Genomic DNA, 22,632 nt, shown 5'->3' with positions numbered 1-22,632 from the left:
GTGACGTGGCGCCGCGCGTCGGCGCGTCCGTGCGTCAGAGGTCGCCCTGCGGACGACGGCAGACCGCGCTGGCGACGCGACAGAAGTCGACATGCCGACGGCGAACGAGCGGCTGCTGCGTGCTGCACATGTGTTCCATCCTGCGCACCCCGACCACCCCCGGTCAACAGTTTCCTATAAATCCGGTAGGGATAATAGAGAAAAGACCGCGGCGGTGCCGTGCCGCGGGCTATTCGTCGGTCTTCGGCAGGCCGGGCGGGTTGATCTCCGACTTCTCGACGGCTTCGTCGGACAGGCCCCAGCGGGCGAGCACCTTGCCGTAGGTGCCGTTGCGGATGACCTCGTTCAGCGCGTCGGCGAGCGGTTCGACGAGCCCGCTGTCCTTCTTCGTGGTGGCCGCGATGAGGCCCTGCAGCGTGTCGCCGGCTCCGGAGTACGTGCCGACGACCTCCGTCTGCCCACTGGTGGCCGCGTGGTAGGCGGCGGTCGGGTTGGGGCCGAGGTAGAGGTCGATGCGGCCGGAGCGCAGCGCGAGGTAGGTGTCGCTGTCGTTCTGGTAGTACTTGATGTCGACCGGCTTCCGGCCGGCCTTCTCGTTCTCCTTCGACCACTCGATGAGCAGCTTCTCCTGGTTGGTGCCGCTGCTCACGGCGACCGTCAGCCCGGCCACGTCCTCGGGCCCGTCGACCTCGAGGCCGCTGCCCTTCTTCGCCTCGAAGCCGAGGTTGTCCTCGCGGTAGGTGGCGAAGTCGTACTTCTCCTTGCGTTCCTCGGTGACGGTGATGTTGCTGAAGCCCACGTCGTACTTGCCGCTGTCGAGGCCGACGAAGATGTTCTCCCAGGAGACCGGGGTGATGCGGACCTTCAGGCCGAGGACGTCGGCGACCAGGTGGACGAGGTCGGTCTCGACGCCGATGACGGTCTTGTTGTCGGTGGCGTAGAAGTTCAGCGGGGCGGCGGAGGTGGAGGAGGCGACGGTCTCCAGGGTGCCTCTCTCGCGCACCTCGGCGGGGAGCCGGGCGGCTATGGAGTCGACCTTCGCCGTGGTGACGCGTCGCTGATCGGCACTCAGGTTGATCTTCGTCTTGGCGCCCGAGGCACCGGCGACCTCGGCGGTGGAGCCGTCGGAGGGGTCGGAGCAGCCGGTGAGGACCAGGGCCGAGGCGAGTGTGACCGTGAGGGCGGCGGTGGTGGTGCGGGCGAGGACGGGCACGGCGGGTCTCCTGAAGGGGGAAGAGGAAGGCGGTCAGAGGACTTTGGCGAGGAAGGCGCGGGTGCGTTCGTGGCGCGGGTCGTCCAGGACGGCCGCGGGCGGGCCCTGTTCCACGACCACGCCGCCGTCCATGAACACCACGGTGTCGGCGACCTCGCGGGCGAAGCCGATCTCATGGGTGACGACGATCATGGTGGTGCCGGTGCCCGCCAGGTCCTTGATGACGTCGAGGACCTCACCGACCAGTTCGGGGTCGAGCGCGGAGGTGGGTTCGTCGAAGAGCAGCACCTTCGGTTCCAGGGCGAGCGCGCGGGCGATGGCGACGCGCTGCTGCTGGCCGCCGGAGAGCTGGCGCGGGTAAACACCGGCCTTGTCGGCGAGTCCTACGCGGTCCAGCAGCCGGTGTGCCGTCTCCTCCGCCTCCGCGCGCGGGCGGCGCAGCGCGGAGACGGGGGCCTCGACCAGGTTCTCCAGGACGGTCAGGTGCGGGAAGAGGTTGAAGTCCTGGAAGACGAACCCGATGTGGGTGCGCTGCTTGAGGACGTCCTTCTCCTTCAGCTCGTGCAGCGTGTCACCGGAGCGGCGGTAGCCGATGAGTTCGCCGTCGATGCCGATCCAGCCCCGGTCGACCTTCTCCAGGTGGTTGATGGTCCGCAGCAGCGTGGACTTGCCGGAGCCGGAGGGCCCGAGGATCACGGTGACCTGCCCGGCACGCACCTGGAGGTCGACGCCGCGCAGCACGTGCAGGGGCCCGAAACTCTTGTGGACGCCGCGGACGTCCACCATGAAGTCGCTCATCGGTTCCCTCCCGGGATCTTCAGCGGTACGACGGGCAGTTCGCGCCGGGCGGCCGCCGCGCGCAGGGAGCGGGCGGTGTGCCGGAGGCGCTGGAGCGGTGTGGGGGGCGGGGTGCGGTCGGCGCCGCGGGCGAAGCGGCGTTCGACGTAGTACTGGAGGACCGACAGCAGGGAGGTCAGCACCACGTACCAGGCGGTGGCCACGAGCAGCAGTGGGATCACCCGGCCGTTGCGGCCGTAGACGACCTGGACCTGGTAGAACAGCTCGCCGATGGCCATCACGTAGACCACCGAGGTGCCCTTGAGCAGGCCGATGATCTCGTTGCCGGCCGTGGGCAGGATGGCGCGCATGGCCTGGGGCAGCACGATCCGGCGGATCTGCCGCAGCCGCGGGATGCCCAGGGCCGCGGCGGCCTCCGACTGGCCCGGGTCGACCGAGATGACGCCGCCGCGGACGATCTCGGCGGCGTAGGCGGCCTGGTGCAGGGACAGTCCGATGACCGCGGCGCCGATCGTGCCGATGAGGCTGTCGCTGTCGACCGACCAGAACACCGGTCCGAAGGGGATGCCGACGCCCAGGCTCTCGTACAGGGCGCTCAGGTTGAACCAGAACACGAGCTGGACGATCATCGGGATGGACCGGAAGATCCAGATGTAGGTCCAGGCCACGGTCTGGAGCAGCGGGCTGCGCGACAGCCGCATGAACGCCAGGACGGTGCCCAGGAGGAAGCCGAGCACGGTGGCGTACGCGGTGAGCTGGAGGGTGACCCACACCGCCTGGACGATGGTCTCGGACAGCACGTAGTCGCCGAAGACCTGCCATTCCCATACGGGATTGGTGGCCAGGCCGTGCCCGAACTGGGCCACCAGCACGGCCACGACGGCGGCAGCCGCCCACCGGGCGTAGTGGCGGGCGGGGACGACCTTGAGGGACGCCGGGTCGCCGGGGGCCGGCGGTGCCTCGGGGCCGGCGCCGGGTACGGCCGCGCCGGGCGGTGCGGCGGTGGGGTCGCCGGCGGAGTCGGTGGTGAGTCGCATGGCGGGGTTCCTGCTCGGTTCAGGTGTGCTCGGGCGGGTTGATCCGCGACACGTCGATCGCGGAGGCGGAGGTGCCCCACTTCTCGAGGATGCGGGCGTACGTGCCGTCGTCGATCAGTTCGTTGACGGCGGCCTGGAACGCCTTGGTGAGCGGGGAGCCCTTCTTGAAGGCGAAGCCGACGTCGAGGCGGTGGTACTCCCCGATGAAGGCGGTCTGCGCGGCGGGCTGCGCGGCCTGGTGGCGCAGTCCGTTGATGGTCGACATGATCACGTCGATCCGGCCCTGCTGGAGCGCGGTGAGGGTGGCACCGTTCTCCGAGTACACCTTGACGTCGTAGGGCTCCTTCCCGGCCGCGGCGCACACGCCCTTGCGCGCGGTGAGGGTGGACTCGAACGTGGTGCCGGCGTTGGTGCCGATGGTCAGGCCGCACAGCTGGGTGAGGTCGGTGACCTTCTTCTTCAGGGCGGTGCTGCCCTTCTTCACGGCGAAGCCCTGGCCGTCGTCGATGTACGTGACGAAGTCGATGGTCTTCAGGCGCTCGCCGGTGACGCCGAAGTTGCCGGTGCCCACGTCGTACTTGCCGCTTTCGAGGGCGGGCAGGATCGTCTCGAACGAGGCGTCCTGGCGCCGTATCTCGATGCCGAGGACCTTGGCGACGGCGTCGGTGAGGTCGATGTCCTGGCCCTCGGGTGCCTGGTCGGAACCGTTCGGGTAGTAGGCGGAGGGCGGCGCTCCGACCGAACTGCCCACCCGTAGCGTGCCCGCCTCGCGGACCTCGGCGGGCAGCAGGGCGGCGGCCGACTCCACCTTGCGGACTGCGGCGACCGGGTCGTCGGTCGGCGCGGGGGACTGGGCGCCCGCCGGAGCGGTGGCGCCGGTGCCGCCGGAGCCGCAGGCGGTCAGCGCCAGCAGGGGCAGCAGGGCGACGGCGACGAGGTGGCGCGGGCGGGCCCTGGCCGCGGTGGGGTTCACTGGTCGGTCTCCTTCGGGTGGTTCTCGGGCTGCGCGGGGCGCGTCCGTGCCGTGCTCGGGCGGTTGTCGGGCCGTATGCCGCTCAGGTGGTTGTCCGGCCGTCCGCCGCTCAGGTGCTTCTCGAACGGCAGCGGCCCGATGGTCTCCGGGTCGGCCGCGGTGTCGAACAGCGGTGTGTAGCCGGTGGCCAGGTACAGGCCGCGGGCCTCGGGCTGGCGCGGACCGGTGGTCAGGTAGATCCGCCGGTAACCGCGGGCGCGCGCCTCGCGTTCCAGTTCGGCGACGACCCGGCGGGCCAGCCCGCGCCGGCGGTGCGCGGAGTGGGTCCAGATGCGTTTCAGTTCGGCGGTGTCGTCGTCGTACCGGCGGAAGGCACCGCCCGCCACGGACGTCCCGTCCTCCAGCAGGAGCAGCAGGATGCCTCCGTGCGCCGCGGTGAACTCCTCGTCGGGGTAGCGGGCCAGCTCGGCGTGCGCGTCCTTCCCGTAGCGTGCGGAGTACTCGTCGCCGAGTTCGCGCAGCAGGGGGCGGACCCTGGGGTCGGACACCGCCGCCTGGGTCACCGTCAGTCCGGTGACGGGCCGGGCGACGGACGTCATCCGCGCACCGCCGACAGGGTCTGGGGGGTGCGGCCGGTCCGCTCGTCACGCTGGGCGTGGCGCTCGGCGTCGCGCTTGGCGACCTCCTCGCGGACGATCGGGATCACGTACCGGCCGAAGTCGATCGCGTCGTCGAGCAGGTCGTAGCCGCGGGCGGAGAGGATGTCCACGCCGAGGTCGTAGTAGTCGAGGAGTGCCTGGGCGACCGTCTCCGGGGTGCCGACCAGTGCGTTGGAGTTGCCCGCGCCACCGGTGGCGGCGGCGGTCGGGGTCCACAGGGCGCGGTCGTAGCGCTCCCCCGCCTCGGCGATGGCGATCAGCCGCTGGGAGCCGGTGTTCTGAGGTTCCGCCGCCCGCGCGGCGTCGCGGTGGTGGCGTACCACGCCCGACCCGCGCCGCCGGCGGATGGCGCCGACCGTGCGGTGCGCCTTCTCCCAGGCCAGCTCCTCCGTCGGGGCGATGATCGGGCGGAAGGCGACCTGGATGCGCGGGACGTCCGTGCGGCCGGCGGCCCGCGCGGCGGCCTTGACGTTCTCGATCTGCTCGGCGGTCCGTGCCAGCGGCTCGCCCCACAGGCAGTAGATGTCGGCCTCGGCGCCGCCCGCGGCGTACGCGGCGGGTGACGAACCGCCGAACGAGACGTTCGGCCGGGGCTGTTGCACCGGGAAGACGTCGCTGACGAAGTCGTGGAAGCGGTAGTGCTCGCCCTCGTGGTCGAAGGGCTCGTGCGTCGTCCAGATCTTCTTGACGATCCGGATGTACTCCCGGGTGCGGGCGTAGCGCTCGTCCTTGGTGAGGGTGTCGCCTTCGCGGCCCTGCTCGCGGTCGTTGCCGCCGGTGATGAAGTGGACGGTCAGCCGTCCCTCGCTGATCCGGTCGAGGGTGGCGAAGGTCTTCGCGGCGAAGGTGGGGTAGGAGACGTTGGGCCGGTGGGCCAGCAGGAGCTGGAGGCGGTCCAGGCGGCCGGCGACGTAGGCGGCGGCCGGGGCGGGGTCCGGTGATCCGGAGCCGTAGGCGAACAGCACCCGGTCCCAGCCGTGGTCCTCGTGGGCCCGGGCGAGCCGGAGCGTGTACTCCTTGTCGAAGGCGGCGCCGGAGCGAGGAGTGGTCTCCGAGCCGTCGTTGGTGGCGGCTATGCCGAGAAATTCCACGGGCATGGCAAGGGCCTTTCGGGCAGGGCGGCAGGGGTCGCCGGCCGCACGCGTACGGGCTCGGCGACCGCCGGCGGCCGCAGAACATGAGGGTGTGTCAGGACCGCGCCGCGGTGTCCGGTGCGGTCCTGGAAGACGTGATGACGCCGAGTGGCGGGAAGGAACGGGAGGCGGCGGCGCGGACGAGCGCGAAGGAGGACTCGGCCCGCAACGGGATCAGGGGATCACCGGATCAAGAGATCACGGAATCAGGAGATCGCGGGATCGAAGGATCACGGGATCGAGGGATCGCCGAGGGAGGGAAGGGCCGGCCGGGCGGTCCGCCGCGGAGTCAGCCGCGACACGCTGCGGACCACACCCGACCGAAGTCGATGTGGTCACGCGAGACCAAGCGCTGCTGGGCGTCCATGCGACTAATTGAGCAGGACATCACGCGGCTCGTCAAGCGGCGACCGCATACCGGTACCGCCCTCCCGGCGCGCGGCACCGCCCCGCCGAGGCCCTGTTGACACGGCGAGGCCATGGGCACATACGATCGACACGGATCGGCTCCGCCCCGTGCGGTGCCCTCCGGCCGCGTTGAGGGACGCGGCAAGTGTGATGACGCCGGCCTCCCGGCCGCACCGTGCCCCGCCGCCGGTGCCGCCGGGTGGTCACCGACGCTTGCGCATCCCTCCCCCGGAGAGCCCCGATGGCCACACGTTCCGACGTCACCACTCCCTCCACCGTCACCGCCGGCCCTGTCGGCACACCCGACGCGTCCGACTCGTCCGGCGCACCCGGCGCACCCGGCGCACCCGGTGCGGACCTGCCCCGTATCGTGCCGCGCCGCCACACCGGCCGCTGGCTGGCCGCGGCCGGCGCGCTGCTGGTCTTCGCGATGGTCCTCGACTCGGTCGTCCGCAACGACGCGTTCCAGTGGGATGTCGTCGGCCGGTACTTCACCACCGGCGCGGTCCTCGACGGACTGCTGCTCACCCTCTGGCTGACCGCCGCGGTGATGGTGCTCGGCTTCCTGCTGGGTACGCCGCTGGCCGTGATGCGGCTCTCGGTCAACCCGGTGCTGCGGACCCTGAGCTGGGGCTTCGTGTGGATCTTCCGGTCCACGCCGCTGCTGGTGCAGCTGCTGTTCTGGTTCAACATCGGCGCCCTGTATCCGACCCTCGGGCTCGGCATCCCCTTCGGTCCGGAGTTCGTCACCGTCAAGACGGTCGACCTGTTCGGGCCCACCCTCACCGCGGTGGTCGGCCTCACCCTGCACGAGGCCGCGTACGCCGCCGAGGTGGTGCGCGGCGGCATCCTGTCGGTGGACGCCGGACAGACCGAGGCCGCCCAGGCGCTCGGGCTGAGCAAGCGCCGTACGCTGCGCCGGATCGTGATCCCGCAGGCGATGCGCTCCATCGTGCCGACCGCCGGCAACATGCTGATCGGCACGCTGAAGGGCACCAGCATCGTCAGTGTGCTGGCCGTGCACGACCTGCTGTACTCGGTGCAGCTGGTCTACAACCAGACCTACCAGGTGATCCCGCTGCTGCTGGTGGCCACCCTGTGGTACATCGCGGTCACCACGGTGCTCGGCGTCGGCCAGTTCTATGTGGAACGGCACTACGCGCGCGGCACCTCCCGCGCCCTGCCGCCCACCCCGGTGCGGCGGCTGCGGGAGTGGCTGGGCGCCGTCCGCCTCCGGCTGAGTGCCGCGACGGCCGCCGACGTCCGGCCCGTGACCGGCGGTGACCAGTGAGCGCCACCGCCTCCGCCGCCGTACTGGCCGTCGTCGGTGCCGGGCCGCGGGCCACCGGTCTGCTGGAGCGCCTGGCCGCCAACTCCGGTGAACTCTGGTCCGGTGAGAGGGAGTTGCGCATCCATCTGATCGATCCGCACCCGCCGGGTCCGGGCCGGGTCTGGCGGCACGAGCAGTCGCCGCTGCTGCGGATGAACTCCATGGCCGAGGACGTGACCATGTTCACCGACGAGTCCTCCGTCATCGACGGACCGGTGCGGCCCGGGCCCTCGCTCGCCGAGTGGGCCGCCCAGTTCTCCGGCGACGGCCCCCGGTACGCGCCCTACGCCGAACCCGCCGACCCGGAGGTGCTCGGCGAACTCCGCGCGCTCGCGCCCACCGACTTCCCCACCCGGCGTGCCCAGAGCGCCTATCTGGACTGGGTGTTCCGCGCGGCGCTGGCCGCGCTGCCGCCGTCCGTCACCGTCACCTGGCACCGTGCCACCGCGACCGCTGTCTCCGGTCCCCCGGACGGTCCGCAGCGGGTGCACCTCGCCGGGAGCGACACACCGCTCACGGCCGACCTGGTGGTGCTCGCCCAGGGCCACCTGGACGCCGCGCCCACCGCCGAGCACCGTGCCCTGGCCGCCTTCGCCCGCCGCCACGGCCGCTTCCACCTGCCGCCCGCCTTCTCCGCCGACGCCGACCTCTCGGCGCTGCGACCCGGTGAACACGTCGTGCTGCGCGGCTTCGGACTGGCCTTCGTCGACCTGGCCGTGCTGCTCACCGAGGGCCGCGGCGGCAGGTACCGCACCGAGCCGGACGGGACGCTCACCTATCTGCCGTCCGGCCGTGAGCCGGTCCTGCACGTGGGGTCGCGGCGCGGTGTGCCGTACCACTCCAAGACCGGCTACCGGCTCCGGGGTCCCCGCCCGCCGCTGCCGCGCCACTTCGGGCCGGAGGCGGTCGACGCGCTGCTCGCCGGGGGACGGCCGCTGGACCTGCGGCGCGACGTGTGGCCCCTGATGGCCAAGGAGATCGGGTTCGGCCACTACCACGAGCTGTTCCACGCCCATCCCGGGCGCACCACCGGGACCTGGTCCGCGTTCTCCGCCGCCTACGACCGTCTCGACTGGTACTCCGGTGACATGGCCGCCCTCGTCGCCGCGTCGGTTCCCGATCCGGCGGACCGGCTCGACTTCGAGGCCCTGGACCGGCCGTTGACCGGCGTCACCTTCGCCACCCCGGAGGCCTTCCAGGAACACCTGCGCGATTACATCGTCCGGGACGTCGCCCGCCGCGAGGACCCGGAGCACAGCGCGGACCTGGGCGCGTTCCTCGCCCTGCTCTCCGTCTACGGCCACCTGCCCCGGCTGGTGTCGTCGGGACGCCTGACAGCCCGCTCCGTGGCGGACGGGGTGGACGGCTGGTGGCACGGCTTCTTCAGCTTCCTCGCCTCCGGCCCGCCCGGGTTCCGGCTGCGCCAGCTGCACGCCCTGTCCCGGACCGGGATCGTCCGTTTCACCGGCGCGGACCTCGCGATCGGCACGGACGAGGCCACCGGCACCTTCACCGCCACCAGCCCCACGGTGCCCGGACACACCGTGCACGCGACCGCCCTGATCGAGGCGTATCTGCCCCGTCACGCACTCGACCGCACCGAGGACCCGCTGCTGCGGCGCCTGTACCGGGCCGGGGAGATAGCCGAGGAGGTCGTCACCGACCCCTCGCACACCCACCGCTCCGGACTGCTCACCGTCTCCCCCGCCGACGCCCATGTACTCGACCCGCTCCTCGGCGGCCCTCACCCGCGCCGGATCGCCCTCGGTGCTCCCACCGACAGCCGCGCCGTCGCCGCCTTCGCCCGGCCCCGCACCGACGCCCCGGCCTTCCGCCAGAACGACGCCGTGGCCCGCGCCGTGCTGCGTGCCCTGAGCACACGGAACGGCTCCCTGCCCACGGCCGGCTCTCCCGCTCCCGTCCGGGGCGCGTCCGAACCCTCCCTGGTCTCCGACGTCCGCGCACCCCGGGAGAAGACACCCCGCGCACACTCCTGAGGCACCTCCTTCGCGGACACCGGCCGCCACACCCAGAGGTACCTGTCCGACCCGGTCGTACGGCATCCCGCACTCATCGTCTGATGGTGTGTCAGACACTCTCGTCCGAGCGGAAATCGACCCGAGAGGAACAAGTGGCACTAGTTGTACGTAGTATCTCCACCTCAGGGCATACGCAGCAGTCGAGGCCCGCGCGGGTGTCACGCGTGGCCGTGAGGGCGGCCCTCCGTCCGTCGGCACCCGGCTGCTGCCCGCCGGCAGCAACGACCGTCAGCATCAAGGAGAGTGACCGACCATGTCGGAGACAGCGTCCACCGCCACCGAACTCGCCTCGCAGTACGCCGCGCAGGTGACCGGCGATCTCGAGCGCAACGCCAAGGAGCAGGAGCGGCTCAGCTCGGAGATCACCACCTTGCAGGAGCAACTCGCCGCGTTGCAGCGTGACCACAGTGTGCTGGTCAACATCCAGCAGGCACTGGGCTCGACGCGGGCCCCGGTCGGGGAGGCGGTCGCGTCCGACACCGCGGCCGTGCCGTCGCCGCGCAAGAAGTCGGCGCCCGCCGAGGGCGCCGGCGGCAAGCGGAGTCGGGCGAAGAAGGCCGCTCCGCAGCAGCGCAAGGCGGAGAAGAAGGCCCCGTCGGCCGGTGCCGGCAAGTCCGCGGCCGAGCCGGCTGCCAAGACCGCCGCCAAGACGGCCGCCAGGACCGGTGCCAGGGCCTCGGCGAAGACCGCGGTGAAGAAGCCGGCCGCACCGACGCTGGGCGAGCTGATCCTCGGCGTGCTGGCCGAGCAGGCGGAGCCGCGTTCCGCCGCGGAGGTGGCCACCGCGCTGGGTGAGGCCCACACCGACCGGACGGTCAAGACCACGGTCGTGCGCAACACCCTGGAGAACCTGGTGGCCAGGAACCAGGTGCAGCGCACCAAGCAGGGCTCCTCCGTCTTCTACACCGTGTCCGAGACCACTCCGGTCGCGGCGCCGGCGGAGGAGGCGCCGTCCGAGAAGGCCGAGTAGCGGTTGCCGCGGGCCGACCGGTGACTCCCGGAGGCCGGGCAGTGGTCCACGCGTCAGCACCGGTGACACGGACCGCCGTTGTGCGGTGGTCGTGGCGACGCACCGGCGGCGGGATCAGCGCGGCCGGTCCCGTGTGGCCGGACGGGCTCACCCGGGTCCCCGGCGGGACGAGACGGCAGTGGCGCCGGCCGCCCGTGGGAGGTCGGCCTGCCGCTCCACCGGCCGGGCGCGGGCGGTGTCGCCGACCCGCTCCGCTCCCGTCGGCACAGTCACACGCAGGCACGGTGGTGATGTCCCCGGAGAAGCCCCGTCGCACGACGAGGCCGGCGGCGGCACGTCACCGCTCATAGCCGCAGCGCACCCCCGTACCGTCCCGTCGGGGCTCTCGCCGGCGTCCGGCTCGCGGGTTCAGCGCGGACAGGGCCGCGTGCGCCGCGGAGGTGACGCCGCTGACGGCTCGCCACACCACGGGGACAGGCCGGTCACCGTCGCTCCGGGCCCGTCCGGCGTCGTCGGCCGGCGGGGTCTCCAGCATGCGTAAGCAGTCCGGGCAGGGAGCCAGGTCGTCGTCCAGCCAGTAGGCGCCGTTCAGTGCCGCGTAGGGGGTCTCCATACCTGGAGAACGCGCGGCGCCCGGGCGGGCAACCCACCGCCGCCGGCTCGAAACCGGACCGCAACAACGGATATCCACCGGGCACGTGCGGTTCTGGTCCGCCGGTACGCCGCCGGCCGGTCCCCGGGCCCCGTCACACCCCGGTCCCCGGGCCCCGTCACACCCCGGTCCCCGCCGTCTGCGTCCCGTCGTCGTCGGGCACCCAGCGCAGCACGTCGCCGGGCTGGCAGCCGAGGGTGCGGCAGATGGCGTCGAGCGTCGTGAACCGCACCGCCTTGGCCCGTCCGTTCTTCAGTACGGCGACGTTGGCGGGGGTGATGCCGACGGCGTCGGCGAACGCACCGACCGACATCCCCCGCCGCGCGAGCAGGACGTCGAGGTCGACGACGATCGCCATCAGACGACCTCGGCCATTTCGGCCCGCAGCACCGTCGCCTTGCGCAGCAGACCCCGCATGATCACCATGAGCATCGCGAACGCCGCGCCCCCGGCCACGCAGACGGTCGCGGCGGCGAGCACGCTCTCGATCTCCATGCCGTCGTCGGGCGAGGGAATGTCGGCCAGGAGCAGGTGGCCGGTGATTCCGAGCGCCAGCAGGGTCGCCACGACCGCGGTGCCGATGATGATGTCGACCCAGCGGAAGGCCCGCTCGGTGAAGATCACATCGCGTTCGACCATGTCGAGCAGCATCCACATGGCGGCGAGGACGACCTGGACGCAGGCGACACCGGCGATCGCGACGGCGGCGTAGGGCGCGGCGAACGGGGCGTAGGCCGGGAACCGGTCGACCTCGTCGGCCGCCGTGGTGGGGATGACCACGATCTGTCCGAAGAGACCGAGCATGATCGACGCTGCGATGCCGACACGCAGAACGGTGATGAGGAAGCGAGACATGTATCGATTTTCGATGGGTATCGATCGAAAGTCAATCGGTTGCGACGGTCAGTTCAGGGTGCGGACGTACACGTCGCCGCCCTGACCGGCCCTGCCCGGTGCCAGGGCTCCGTCCTCCGAGGTGAAGGCGACGGTGCGGCCCCGGGCGTCCACCGGGCGGCTGCTGGTCGTGGCGGCGGCCGGCGTGCCGTCCGGGGCCCGGCTGACGAGCGCGGTGCGCCCGGTGCGCAGGTCGGTCCGGTAGAGGTGGGTGACACCGTGGACGGAGCCGCGTGGCGTGAAGCCGAACACCACGTACCGTCCGTCGCCGCTCAGCGACGGGTCGGTGGCGAAGCCCGGCGGGGCCGGCGTGTCCAGGCGCCGGATCTTCCCGGTGCGCAGGCCGGTGACGAAGACGTCGTCGCCTTCGCCGTTGGGGTCCTCGCCGGGCACCAGGTCGGTCGCCCACGAGGCGAAGGCGGCGGTCCGGCCGTCGCCGCTGATCGCCGGGTGTCCGGAGCGCGCGGTGGTGGTCGAACCGTCCACCGCCACGTCCAGCCGCCGCTCCGCGCCGCTGCGCAGATCCCGCAGGAAGACCCGGTCCGGCGGGTACTTGACGGGCGCGGGGACGCTCTCCCAGTAGACGAGCCGGCGGCCGTCGTCGCTGAGGTGGGCCTCGCCGGCCCAGGCGGACTCCAGGACCGTGAGGCCGCCGTCGGCGAGGTCGCGTACGGCGGTGCGGTGGCCGGGGCGGCCGGTTCCGGTCTGCCGCGCGGTGAAGGAGACGTACCGCCCGTTCGCGCTGACGGAGGCCCCCGTCAGGACGCCACCGGCCGGGTACAGGTCCTCGTCGCCGCCGACCCGGTCGGTCCGTCCGGTCCTCAGGTCGCGGCGGACGTACCCGGTGCGTTCCTCGCCCGCGACGGCACCCCGGGAGACGAAGACGACGTACCGGCCGGTGGCGCTGATCACCGGGGTGTGACCGCCGTACGGTATCTGCGCGCCGTCCGCGGTGAGGCTGACCCGGGTGGTGCGTCCGGTCCGCAGGTCGTGGCGGAAGACGTCCGCCGACGCGTTGGTGTCGTCGGGCACGAGGTTGTCGGCGGACGACTGGAAGACGACATAGCGGCCGTCCGCGCTGACCGACGCCTGCCCGGAGGGGCCGTCGGCGCCCTCCGTGACGCGCCGCAGGGACGGGGCGCCGGGGCCCTGCTGCCGGTCCGGCGCCGCCAGGGCGCTCGCGGGCGCCAGGAGCGTCGCGGCGCACGCCGACGCGACGGCCGCGGAGAGCACGAGTCTGACCGTGTCACGCATGAGTTCCCCCTGATCGGTCCGTGCCCGGCCCCCACCGGACACCCGCCCGATCCAAACCCACCCTCCGCCGCCTGACAATCCGTTCTTCTTCGTACAACCGGGCGGCGAGATCAGCGGTCCGTGCGCGCGCCGGCCGCCCTTCGCGGTACGGGGACCGCGCGAGGGGGCCGGGCGGCCGACGTCAGCGGACGGGCGGGCCGTGGCGTTTGTGACGCGGCGCGCGCCGGTCGGTGTTCTGATGGACCAGGAGAAGGGCGAGCAGCAGCGGCCCCGCGGTGCACAGCGTGAAGAGCATGAGTCACCTCTCGCTCGGCTGACCTGACTGAGGAGTACCCGCGTTCCCCGTACACCAATGGTGTGAACCCGGCTGTCACTCTCCCGTGTCCCCTTCACCGCACACCCGCACGACGGTGTTCGACGCGAGATCTTCCGGGCATGTGCGGGCCGTGACCGGGCAGATGAACCATCCGCGACGGCAGGGCACCACGACCGCGGAGGGAGCGGACCATGGACGGCAACACTTTGGAGTTGGGAGACCTGCTCGCCGACGCCGAGGAGGCCTCGCCGGTGGAATCGGTCGACGTCGTCGCGCGCAACCTCCAGAAGCGGTTCGCGGCGGCCAGCGTCTCCTTCCTCTTCCTGGATCTGATCGAGGAGGAGCTGGTACGGCTCACCACCGCCGACGGCGTACGGGACGGGCACGAGGCGACCCGCATCGCGCTGCGCGACAGCGTCTACGAGAAGGTGCTGCGGTCGCAGCGCCGGCGCGTCGAACCGGACGGTGACGGAACCCACCGGGTGATCTCACCGGTCACCAACCGCGGGGACTGCGTGGGTGTCCTGGAGGTGACCCTTCCGCACGACGACCCGTCGGTCCTGCGCAAGGTCGACCAGGCGGCCCACGCCCTGGCCTACATCATCGTCACCGACCGGCGCTTCACCGACCTCTACCACTGGGGCCGGCGCACCACACCGACCAGTCTGGCCGCCGAGATCCAGCACCAGTTGCTGCCGTCCGCCTCGGCCTGCGAGGCCGCGCAGTTCTCCATCGCGGGCGGTCTGGTGCCGGCCGACAACATCGGGGGCGACACCTACGACTTCGCGTTGGACCGGGACGTGCTGCATCTGTCCATCACCGACGCGATGGGCCACGACACCGACTCGGCGCTGCTGGCCACCCTGCTTCTCGGGGCGCTGCGCGGCGCCCGCCGCACCGGATGCGGCATCGCGGAGCAGGCCAGACGCGCACACCACGCCCTGCTCCACCACAACCGGGGCCTGGCCACCGGTCAGTTGCTGTGCGTCCAGCTCAGCACCGGCGCCGTCCAGCTGATCAACGCCGGCCATCCGCGTCCCCTGCTGCTGCGCGACGGCAGCGTACGGGAGCTCATGCTCACCGCGAACCTGCCCTTCGGTGTCGCCTCCCCCGTGCCCCACCAGGTCCAGTACCTGGAGCTGCGCCCCGGTGACCGGCTGGTGCTGCTCACCGACGGCATGCAGGAGCGCGGCGCGTCCGGGGTCGATCTGCCCGCCCTGCTCCGCGACTCCCGTGCCCTCCACCCCAGGGAGGTGGTCCGCATCCTGGTCAACGCCGTCCAGGACGCCTGCCGGGGCCGGCTGCGGGACGACGCCACCGTCCTGTGCCTGGACTGGTACGGCGACCGGAGCCCGCGGCTCCCGTAGGACGCCGGCGCGGTGAGCGCGTTCAGCGCAGCGCGATGCGGGCGGTGACCCGCTTGCCGGTCGGCTCGCGCCGGACGTCGAGGTGCTGGCTCAGCGCCGCGACGATCTCCAGGCCGTGCTGCCCCACCCGGCCGGGGTCGGCCGGCCGCGGTACCGGCAGGGCCGTCTCGCCGTCCCGCACGGTCACCGACATCATGCCGTCGGCGACGGACAGGGACAGCCGCACCGGGCCCGATCCGTACTTGACCGCGTTGGTGACCAGTTCGCTGACCACCAGCTGCGCCGCCTCCACGACCCGCTCCGGCCACGGCTCGGCCCGTTCGTCCCGTGACGCGGCCAGATAGCGGACCGCGACACGGCGCGCGTCCGCGACGCGGAACGTGCCGGGCTCGAACGTCACCGAAAGCCCGCGCGCACCGCCCCCGGACGGCGTCCCCGCGCCGGCCACGCCGTCCGTTCCGACCTCACCCATGCCGCCACCGCCGTCCGACTCCCCCGTGGAACGCGGGACGCCGCCGTCGTCCCGCGCGACCAGAACACTTGTCGCCCCTACGATAGTTCCCGCCGGGTCCCGGCACGCTCCGCGAACCCCTCCGTACGGCAACGGGCGACCGGTCCCGTACGCCGGTCGCCGCGTCGCCCGCCGAGGTCAGGAACTGGTCAGGAGGACGAGCTGCCGGGTCGCGCGGGTCATCGCGACGTAACGGTCGACGGCTCCTTCGACGCCGTCGCCGAACCGGTCCGGGTCGACGAGGACGACCAGGTCGAATTCGAGTCCCTTCGCCAGTTCCGGGGTGAGCGAGCGGACACGGGGCGTCTCCCGGAACGCGGGGTCGCCGATGACGCAGGCGGTTCCCTCGTCGTGTGCGGCGAGCCAGGTGCCGAGGACCGTCTCCAGGTCCGCGGTGGAGCCGTGGACGACGGGGACGCCGCCGCTGCGGACGGAGGTGGGAACGTTGGCGTCCGGGAGGGCGGCCCGGATGACCGGCTCGGCCTCCGCCATGATCTCCTCCGGCGTCCGGTAGTTGATGTTCAGGGAGGCCAGTTCGATCCGGTCGAGGCCGACCCGTTCGAGCCGTTCCCGCCATGACTCGGTGAACCCGTGCCGGGCCTGGGCGCGGTCCCCGACGACGGTGAAGCTGCGCGAGGGGCAGCGGACCAGCAGCATCTGCCACTCCGCGTCGGTCAGCTCCTGGGCCTCGTCGACGACGACGTGGGCGAACGGACCGGCCAGGAGGTCCGGTTCGGCGGTGGCCAGTTCGCTCTCGTCGACCAGGCTGACCTGGGCGTCCTGGCCGCGCAGCATCCGTACCAGGCCCTCGCCGTCGTCACCGTCGGCGCCGGAGTCCGCCACTGCCGCGATCAGGTTGTCGACGACCCGGTCCATGCGGTCGCGCTGGGCGGCCAGGGCGGCCTGGTCCCGGCGCCTGCGCCGGGCCGCCTCCGGGTCGCCGAGCCGTTGCCGCGCCGCGTCCAGCAGCGGCAGATCGGACACGGTCCAGGCGGCCGGGTCCGCGCGTTGGAGCCTGCGTACGTCGTCCCGGTCGAGCCAGGGGGCGCACAGCCGCAGGTAGGCGGGGACCGACCACAGGTCGCCGACCAGGTCGGCCGCTTCGAGCAGCGGCCAGGCGCGGTCGAAGGCGGTACGCAGTTCCCGGTTCCGGTCGAGCGACCTGCGGAGCAGTTCCTCCGGGGCGTCGCCGTCGTGCTTGTCGGTCAGGATGGTGAGCAGTTCCTCCCAGACCTGGTCGCGGGCCTCGTTGTGCGGGGTGCCGGGGGCCGCCGCCTCGAAGGCCGCGGCCCATTCGCCGGCGCTCAGCCGGATGTCGGACCAGGGGGTGGTGACCGTCATACCCTCGGCGGGCGGTTCCTCGTAGAACCGGACGGCCTTCTCGATCGCCTTCACCAGGTCGGCGGACGACTTGAGCCGGGCCACCTCCGGATCGGCCTCCACGCCCGCTCCGGCTCCCTCGGCGACGAGGTCGCGCAGGAGGCAGGTCTGCACGCCCTCCTCCCCGAGGCTGGGCAGGACGTCGGAGACGTAGGCGAGGTAGGGCCGGTGCGGGCCGACGAACAGGACGCCGCCCCTGCGGTGGCCCAGGCGCGGGTCGGAGTGGACGAGGTAGGCGGCACGGTGCAGCGCGACGACGGTCTTGCCGGTGCCCGGACCGCCGTCCACGACGAGGGTGCCGCGGGAGCCCGCGCGGATGACGGCGTCCTGGTCGGCCTGGATGGTGCCGAGGACGTCCCGCATCCGTGCCGTCCGCGTGGAGCCGAGGCTGGCGATGAAGGCGGACTGGTCGTCGAGCGCGGCGTGGCCGGCCAGCCCGTCCGGGGTGAACACCTCGTCCCAGTAGTCGCTGATCCGGCCGTCGGTCCAGCGGTACCGGCGGCGGCTGGCCAGCCCCATCGGACGGGCGTGGGTGGCTCCGAAGAACGGCTCGGCGGCGGGGGTACGCCAGTCGACCAGCAGCCGGCGCCCCGTGCTGTCGGTGAGGCCGAGCCGTCCGACGTACACCGGCTCGGGGCTGTCCGTGCCGACCATGCGTCCGAGGCACAGGTCGAGGCCGAAGCGGCGCAGGGCGCGCAGCCGGGAGGTCAGCCGGTGGATCTCCGTGTCCCGGTCCATGGCCTGCCGGCCCAGGCCGCCGGGGGCCCTGCGGGTGGCGGCGAGACGGTCGGACAGCTCGGCGATCGACTGCTCCAGGCAGGCCGCCAGGGCCGCGAAGTGCCGCTCGTCCTCGGCGATCAGTGCCGGGTCGGCCTTGGCCGAGAGCCGGTCGGGGAGGTCGAACGCGCTGGTGGTCAGGGGTTTCACGGTTGTCTCAGCTCCGATGTGTGGGTCACGCTCGCGACCAAGGCGCGTTGCGGGGGCCGGGGACGGGTGTCCCGCGGGCCGTCGTGGGGTTCACGTTCGCGCTGATCCGCGCGGCTTCGCCGGGTCGGCCAGGTCGAGCAGCAGCTGCGCGGCCACCGTCGCTCCGTCGGTGCGCACCGTGGCGGCCACAGTACGTGCCCGTGCCGCGGTCCCGGGCGCCAGGGCCGTCCCGAGGGCGGCGGTCAGGGAGGCGACGGTGGGGGCCGGGCCGTCGTGTGCGGCGCCGATGCCGAGGCCGGCGACCCGGTCCGCCCAGTACGGCTGGTCCGCGGCCTGCGCCACCACCACCTGGGGCGTGCCGGCCCGGGCCGCGGTGGTCGTGGTGCCGGCGCCGCCGTGGTGCACGACGGCCGCCACCCGGCCGAAGAGCGCCCGGTGGTCGGCCTCGCCGACGAGGAAGCAGTCGTCCCCGTCGTCGGGCCGGGTCAGGCCGGCCCAGCCGCCGCCCAGCACCACCCGGCGTCCGTGGGCGCGGGCCGCCTCGACCGCCACCCGGGCGGCGTCCGGCGCCGTGTGCAGGGGCATGCTGCCGAAGCCGACGTACACCGGTGGCGCGCCGGCCTCCAGGAACGCCGTCAGCGCGGCCGGGAGCGGGCGGACGTCGGGGGCGATCCAGGCCCCGGTCTGTACGACGCCGAGGTCCTCGCTCCCCTGCCACGGGTCCAGCACCGGGTCGGTCGCCAGCCACGGCCGGTCGCCGATGACGTAGTCACGTACGCCCCGCACCGGGGGCAGTCCGTGGGAGACCCGGCTCGTGTCGAGCGCCTCCCCGAACAGTACGTCGATGCTCTCGGCGTCGAGGTCCCACAGCACCCGGTGGTCGGTCACCTCCGGCGGGAGGGGCCGGCCCGGGTACTCCAGCGGCCGGCGCAGCGGGGACGGCAGGGTCAGTTGCTGGAAGGTCACGGACACGGAGCGGATGCCGAGTTTCTCGGCCACCGACAGCGCACCGGCCGCGGCCGGCACCATGCCGGTGGCCACCAGTACGTCGCAGCCCTCGGCGGCCGCGGTGACCACCTCGAACTGGGCGGCGATCAACGCCGCCGCGCGCTCGGGCAGGGACGACGGCGCCGGCGCCGCCTTCGTCAGCGCGCGCGCCGACGGGCCGACCGGTACCAGCGGCACACCGGCCCCGGCCAGCCGCCGCGCGAAATCCTCGTCCGGCGGCGCGCACACCAGCGCCTCGGCGCCGAGGTCCCGCAACGCCATGGCCAGCCCCACCAAGGGTTCGACGTCCCCCCGCGACCCGTACGTCGACAACAACACACGCACTCGGCGACTCCCGTTTTCGCTGGTCCTGGGCTCAGGCCGGTCATTCTGCGGCACGACGGGGGCCTTGCCGCAAGGCCCCCCGTGCGCTATACGTTGAGAGTGGCGGGAAGTGGGTTTCTCCCCCCGCCGTTCCCCCGAGCAGTCGAGCCGGGCCGCGTCGTGCGCGTACGGCACCGGCGGCCGGGCCGGTGCCGTACGGCGGCGTTCGTTCAGTCCCGCTCCGGGCCCCGTACGCGGTCGGACAGTCCGGCGGCGTCGCGGACCAGGTCCAGCGGGCCGCTCCAGTCGAAGGCGTGGTAGACGGCGGCCAGTTGGGCGAAGGGCGGGCCCTGCGCGAAGAGCTGGAAGGTGAGGCGGTGCCCGGCGTAGTCGGAGTTGAGCAGGTCGCGGGCGAAGGCGAGGAGCTTGCGCCGGTCGTCGGCCACCCAGTCCTCGCCGACCGTGTAGAACTTCTCCAGCCAGCGGCCGGCCTCGGGGTCGGCGAAGCTCGCCGAGTCCGGGGTGACGCAGATCTGGCCGCCGCACAGCTCACGGGCGAGGTGGGTCATCTGCGGCAGTTGGGAGCAGGCCAGGACCCGGCCGGTGTGCAGCAGGGACTGGTCCGGCATGAACAGTCCGCCGGGTGACGTCGTGCCCATCGCGATCGCCGCGGTGAGGTGGGCGTTGACGCTCTCGCGGTAGCAGGCCAGCTGGGCCAGCTTCTCCCGCACCGCCGGCCGGCGTTCCAGCCCGGTCTGCCGTACGTTCCACAGCGCGGCGCCGATCATGAGGTCGGCCAGGCGCAGGGTGCGGTGGGTGAAGGGCAGCGCCGAGTAGCGGTGCAGGGTGGTGCGGAGCAGGGCGGCGGCCTTGGTGTGCCGGTGGAACAGCACGTCCTCCCAGGGGATTTCGACGTCGTCGAAGACCACCAGGGTGTCGATCTCGTCGACGCGGTGGGACAGGGGGTAGTCCTCGGCCCTGCCGCGGCCGGCGAACCCGGTGCGGCAGAGGAATTTCAGGCCCTTGGTGTTCATGTCGACGATGAACCCGACGGCGTACTCCGAGAGTTCGGCGCCGCCCCAGTCGGCGACGGCCGGTTTGACGAACGCCTGGTTCGCGTAGGCCGCGGCGGTCTCGTACTTGGCGCCGCGCACGACGATGCCGCTGTCGGTCTCGCGGACCACGCGCAGCAGCAGGTCGGGGTCCTGGTCCTGGGGGCGTTTGGACCGGTCGCCTTTGGGGTCGGTGTCGGCCGAGACGTGGAAGAGGTCCTCGGACACCGAACGGGCGACGTGGCGCCGGATGTTCGCGGAGAACCGCGGGTCCAGTTCGTCGAGGACCCGCTGTCCGTCCAGGAGCGACCACATCTCGCCGACCGTCTCGTCGCCGACCCGGGTGACGACGCCGCGCGCCTCGTCCAGCACGGTGTCGACGGCGGCGCGCTTGTCGTGCCAGTCCCGCTGGGTGAGCGGCGGCTTGCAGGCGATGCTGTGGCGCTCGCCGGTCTCCGGATCGGCGTAGGACATGACGTCCTGGGTGGCGGCCTCGTGGGCGAGGTCGTGGATACGGGCGCGGATGCCGACGATCGGGGCGAAGTGGGGGTGTGCGGTGACGTCCTTGACGCGTTCGCCGTCGATCCAGATCTGCCGGTCGGGAGAGAGGGATTGCTTGTACTGCTGGCCGGTACGGATCATGCGGGGCCTCCTCGGTCGCGGGGCCGGGGGCCGGGAACCGGCGGTCGGGTTCCCGCGCTCCGGCTGCGGCGGACTCGCGGAGGGGATGCCCGGTCCGGCCGGGCCGTGAACGGGGCGGGGCCGGGGGCGCGGGGCCGGGGCGGCCGGGCGGGGCGGATGGGGCGCGGTGTGCCCAGGCGTGAGCGGGTCGGCCGGCTCACGCCTCCGGCGGGGCTCTGTTCCCGCTGCCGGGCCCGGCGGGCGCCCGGTGCGTACCGGGCGCCCGTCTCGGTTCAGGCGCGGGTCGGCGCCTTCTCGGCCGGGACCTCATCGCCCGCCGCCGCACCGCTGTCCGTGCGCAGGGCGGGGATCAGACAGGCCACGGCGGCCGACACCAGGGCGACACCGCAGCCGATCAGCAGCCCCGTACGGAAACCGTCCTCGGAGGCGAGCGAGTAGCCGCCCAGGGTGACGGTCATCTGCGCCAGGACGACACCGATCACCGCCGAGCCGATGGTCGTGCCGAGCGAGCGCATCAGGGCGTTGAAGCCGTTGGCCGCCGCCGTCTCGGAGAGCGGGACCGCGCTCATGATCAGCGCGGGCATGGCACCGTAGGCCAGGGCGACACCGCTGTTGATCACGATACCGGCGACCATCAGACCCCAGGCGGTCCCCATCAGCGGGAGGGCGAGGCCGTACCCGACGGCTATCACCAGCGCGCCGAGGACGAGGGCGGGCTTGGGACCGCGGGCGTTGATGAGCTTGCCGCCCAGCGGAGAGATGATCATCATCATCACGCCGCCGGGAGCGAGGTACAGGCCCGCCGCCAGCATCGACTGGCCCAGGCCGTAGCCCGTGGCCTCGGGGAACTGGAGCAGTTGCGGCGCGATCAGCATGAAGGCGTACATGCCGACGCCGATGAGGATCGAGGACGCGTTGGTGAGCAGCACGCGGGGGCGGGCCGTGGTGCGCAGGTCGATCAGCGGGTCCCGGGTGCGCAGCTCGTAGAAGCCCCAGGTGACGAGCGCGACGACGGCGAGGGCGAACAGGCCCAGTGTGGTGCCCGAACCCCAGCCCCAGTCGGCGCCCTTGGAGATCGCCAGGAGCAGGGAGACCAGGCCGATGGCGAGCCCGACCGCGCCCGGGGCGTCGAACCGCTGTCCCTTGGCGCCGGCCGGGACGTCCGGGACCACGAAGAAGATCAGGACGCCGATCAGCAGGGCGAGGCCGGCCGAACCCCAGAACAGCGTCCGCCAGTTCGCGTACTGGGCCACGGCGGCGGCCAGCGGCAGGCCGATGGCGCCGCCGATGCCCATGGACGCGCTGACCAGGGCGATGGAGCCGCTCAGCTTCTCCGCCGGGACGACGTCGCGCAGCAGCGCGATGCCCAGCGGCACCATGCCCATGCCCATCCCCTGCAGTCCGCGGCCGACGATCATCGGCACGACGGAGGAGGAGAGGGCGCACACCACCGACCCGACGACCAGTGGCACCGCGCAGACCAGCAGCATCCGCCGCTTGCCGACCAGGTCACCGAGCCGGCCCGAGACGGGCACGCACACCCCCGCGACGAGGAGGGTGACGGTGACCACCCAGGCCGCGTTCGAGGAGCTGGTGTGCAGGATCTGCGGCATCTCCGCGATCAGGGGGGTCACCAGCGTCTGCATGACCGCGGCGACGGTGCCTGCCAGGGCGAGTGTGGCGACGACGCCGCCCGGGCGGGCGGTGGTCGGCTGGGGGCCGTCCATGGGAGCTCCTCTGCGAAACCTGGATGAGTGACGGCGTCT

The 22,632-nt window shown here is 72.7% G+C and carries 19 protein-coding genes; 4 read left to right on the top strand and 15 right to left on the bottom strand.

Annotated features, from left to right (window positions below):
• Positions 1–34: 34 nt before the first annotated feature.
• The 7 genes from ACIQR3_RS19375 to ACIQR3_RS19345 form a co-directional block, all read right to left on the bottom strand.
• On the bottom strand, positions 35–130 hold the full coding sequence (locus ACIQR3_RS19375) for a putative leader peptide (RefSeq protein WP_403540327.1): 96 nt from the start codon (positions 128–130) through the stop codon (positions 35–37).
• Between the two features lie 99 nt (positions 131–229).
• Positions 230–1,213: an ABC transporter substrate-binding protein gene (locus ACIQR3_RS19370; protein ID WP_403540324.1), complete on the bottom strand. Its 984-nt coding sequence runs from the start codon at positions 1,211–1,213 to the stop codon at positions 230–232.
• Positions 1,214–1,246: 33 nt separating this feature from the next.
• Positions 1,247–2,011: an amino acid ABC transporter ATP-binding protein gene (locus ACIQR3_RS19365; protein ID WP_403540323.1), complete on the bottom strand. Its 765-nt coding sequence runs from the start codon at positions 2,009–2,011 to the stop codon at positions 1,247–1,249.
• Positions 2,008–3,048, bottom strand: coding sequence for an amino acid ABC transporter permease (locus tag ACIQR3_RS19360; RefSeq protein ID WP_403540320.1), 1,041 nt, complete (start codon positions 3,046–3,048; stop codon positions 2,008–2,010). Before ACIQR3_RS19360 ends, ACIQR3_RS19365 begins: the two co-directional genes overlap by 4 nt.
• A 19-nt stretch (positions 3,049–3,067) precedes the next feature.
• A complete protein-coding gene (locus tag ACIQR3_RS19355; RefSeq protein WP_403540318.1) occupies positions 3,068–4,021 on the bottom strand; it encodes an ABC transporter substrate-binding protein in 954 nt (317 codons plus the stop codon).
• Positions 4,018–4,620 carry a GNAT family N-acetyltransferase gene (locus ACIQR3_RS19350; RefSeq protein WP_403540316.1) on the bottom strand — a complete coding sequence of 201 codons (603 nt, stop codon included), beginning with the start codon at positions 4,618–4,620 and terminating at the stop codon, positions 4,018–4,020. The genes ACIQR3_RS19355 and ACIQR3_RS19350 overlap by 4 nt, the downstream gene beginning before the upstream one ends.
• The gene (locus ACIQR3_RS19345; RefSeq protein ID WP_403540313.1) at positions 4,617–5,777 is read right to left on the bottom strand and encodes an LLM class flavin-dependent oxidoreductase; all 1,161 of its coding nucleotides are present in this window, start codon (positions 5,775–5,777) and stop codon (positions 4,617–4,619) included. Before ACIQR3_RS19345 ends, ACIQR3_RS19350 begins: the two co-directional genes overlap by 4 nt.
• Before the next feature lie 685 nt (positions 5,778–6,462).
• Here ACIQR3_RS19345 and ACIQR3_RS19340 point away from each other — a divergent pair.
• From ACIQR3_RS19340 to ACIQR3_RS19330, 3 genes are all read left to right on the top strand, one after another.
• The gene (locus tag ACIQR3_RS19340) at positions 6,463–7,512 is read left to right on the top strand and encodes an amino acid ABC transporter permease (RefSeq protein ID WP_403540310.1); all 1,050 of its coding nucleotides are present in this window, start codon (positions 6,463–6,465) and stop codon (positions 7,510–7,512) included.
• Positions 7,509–9,548, top strand: coding sequence for an FAD/NAD(P)-binding protein (locus ACIQR3_RS19335; protein ID WP_403540307.1), 2,040 nt, complete (start codon positions 7,509–7,511; stop codon positions 9,546–9,548). The genes ACIQR3_RS19340 and ACIQR3_RS19335 overlap by 4 nt, the downstream gene beginning before the upstream one ends.
• 295 nt (positions 9,549–9,843) lie before the next feature.
• Positions 9,844–10,560 (top strand): hypothetical protein, encoded by a 717-nt coding sequence (locus ACIQR3_RS19330; protein ID WP_403540305.1) that lies wholly within the window; start codon positions 9,844–9,846, stop codon positions 10,558–10,560.
• 770 nt (positions 10,561–11,330) lie between these two features.
• Here ACIQR3_RS19330 and ACIQR3_RS19325 read toward each other — a convergent pair.
• From ACIQR3_RS19325 to ACIQR3_RS19315, 3 genes are read right to left on the bottom strand one after another with little or no spacing between them, the layout of a single operon-like run.
• Positions 11,331–11,570 carry a helix-turn-helix domain-containing protein gene (locus ACIQR3_RS19325; RefSeq protein WP_403540302.1) on the bottom strand — a complete coding sequence of 80 codons (240 nt, stop codon included), beginning with the start codon at positions 11,568–11,570 and terminating at the stop codon, positions 11,331–11,333.
• Complete coding sequence (locus tag ACIQR3_RS19320; protein WP_403540299.1) at positions 11,570–12,067, bottom strand: DUF2975 domain-containing protein; 498 nt, start codon at positions 12,065–12,067, stop codon at positions 11,570–11,572. Before ACIQR3_RS19320 ends, ACIQR3_RS19325 begins: the two co-directional genes overlap by 1 nt.
• A gap of 48 nt (positions 12,068–12,115) precedes the next feature.
• Positions 12,116–13,360, bottom strand: a complete 1,245-nt coding sequence (locus ACIQR3_RS19315) for a TolB family protein (protein WP_403540297.1) — start codon at positions 13,358–13,360, stop codon at positions 12,116–12,118.
• Between the two features lie 507 nt (positions 13,361–13,867).
• Between ACIQR3_RS19315 and ACIQR3_RS19310 the strand changes: the two genes are divergently transcribed.
• A complete protein-coding gene (locus tag ACIQR3_RS19310) occupies positions 13,868–15,043 on the top strand; it encodes a PP2C family protein-serine/threonine phosphatase (protein ID WP_403540295.1) in 1,176 nt (391 codons plus the stop codon).
• A 22-nt stretch (positions 15,044–15,065) separates the two neighbouring features.
• Here ACIQR3_RS19310 and ACIQR3_RS19305 read toward each other — a convergent pair whose 3' ends face one another.
• The 5 genes from ACIQR3_RS19305 to ACIQR3_RS19285 all read right to left on the bottom strand — a co-directional run bounded on the left by ACIQR3_RS19305 (position 15,066) and on the right by ACIQR3_RS19285 (position 22,593).
• Positions 15,066–15,515: an ATP-binding protein gene (locus tag ACIQR3_RS19305; protein WP_403540294.1), complete on the bottom strand. Its 450-nt coding sequence runs from the start codon at positions 15,513–15,515 to the stop codon at positions 15,066–15,068.
• Positions 15,516–15,692: 177 nt separating this feature from the next.
• Complete coding sequence (gene helR, locus ACIQR3_RS19300) at positions 15,693–17,861, bottom strand: RNA polymerase recycling motor ATPase HelR (RefSeq protein ID WP_403540292.1); 2,169 nt, start codon at positions 17,859–17,861, stop codon at positions 15,693–15,695.
• A 90-nt stretch (positions 17,862–17,951) separates the two neighbouring features.
• Entirely contained in the window at positions 17,952–19,187 is a 1,236-nt protein-coding gene (locus ACIQR3_RS19295) for a glycosyltransferase (protein ID WP_403540558.1), read from the bottom strand.
• A gap of 215 nt (positions 19,188–19,402) precedes the next feature.
• Positions 19,403–20,866 (bottom strand): 4-hydroxyphenylacetate 3-hydroxylase family protein, encoded by a 1,464-nt coding sequence (locus ACIQR3_RS19290; RefSeq protein ID WP_403540289.1) that lies wholly within the window; start codon positions 20,864–20,866, stop codon positions 19,403–19,405.
• 272 nt (positions 20,867–21,138) lie between these two features.
• Positions 21,139–22,593: an MFS transporter gene (locus tag ACIQR3_RS19285; RefSeq protein WP_403540288.1), complete on the bottom strand. Its 1,455-nt coding sequence runs from the start codon at positions 22,591–22,593 to the stop codon at positions 21,139–21,141.
• Positions 22,594–22,632: the final 39 nt, after the last annotated feature.

The organism is Streptomyces sp. NPDC090994, assembly GCF_044768905.1.
Taxonomy (GTDB): domain Bacteria; phylum Actinomycetota; class Actinomycetes; order Streptomycetales; family Streptomycetaceae; genus Streptomyces.
Note: the sequence above shows the minus strand (reverse complement) of the source record. Positions and strands in the feature narration are given on the sequence as shown.